This is a genomic window from Escherichia sp. AM3 (genome assembly GCF_032029835.1).
Taxonomy (GTDB): Bacteria; Pseudomonadota; Gammaproteobacteria; order Enterobacterales; family Enterobacteriaceae; genus Escherichia; species Escherichia coli.
This window is the reverse complement of sequence record NZ_JAVUPQ010000485.1, coordinates 1-647: the sequence shown is the minus strand read 5'-3', so window position 1 is coordinate 647 and position 647 is coordinate 1. Positions and strand designations below refer to the sequence as shown.

The window sequence follows — 647 nt, the reverse complement described above, 5'->3', positions numbered from 1 at the left end:
CTCATGTTCATCCGGAATTAAATCACTATGTTCTGCGACTGACTTATGCATAATGTTTTCTCTGTCTTTCCTGATACGCCTGACATTCAACGCACAACGTCACACCGGGAAATATTTTCCGCCGGGCTTCCGGAATAGGATTTCCGCATGCTTCACAGAGATAAACAGGAATACCATGAGCATTTATTTTCTGGCGTATCCGGTTTATTCCTGTCATGGTCAGTTGTTCTGTCACTGAATATGCTTCATCGGCTTCATCACTCACGGAATATTCCTCCCGACATGTTCTGACACGCTACCGCCCATCCCTTTTCACGCACAGGGCACTCGTTTTACAGGCAGATTTTGAATACAGAAAGCCCGCCGGCATTGCCGGCTGATATACAACTTCAGGGCCAGTTAATTAATACGTGGTTTTCCCCACGCAGACGGTTTAATAACAAAAAACACGCTGGATGGCTGATGATAAACATCCTGGTTATCAATATAAGGCGCTATCCATAATGCTGCCGTCTGCTCACCCGTTCTTAGCGGACGAGGAGGTGTTACCGGCGTAACTGAACTGACCGGAACAACCGTTTTCACTTCCCGGGCAGCGGTAAACAGCGGGCGAGGTGCCAGCAGTTTCTGCTCCGGATGTGCTGTCA

2 protein-coding genes are annotated in these 647 nt (G+C 48.2%); both read right to left on the bottom strand.

What is annotated here, in order from left to right:
* Positions 1 to 43 precede the first annotated feature (43 nt).
* Positions 44 to 265, bottom strand: a complete 222-nt coding sequence (gene traR, locus RTW80_RS26770; protein ID WP_001278689.1) for a conjugal transfer protein TraR — start codon at positions 263 to 265, stop codon at positions 44 to 46.
* Positions 266 to 399: 134 nt separating this feature from the next.
* On the bottom strand, positions 400 to 647 hold a 248-nt coding region (gene traV, locus RTW80_RS26765; RefSeq protein ID WP_312721118.1), incomplete at its 5' end, for a type IV conjugative transfer system lipoprotein TraV.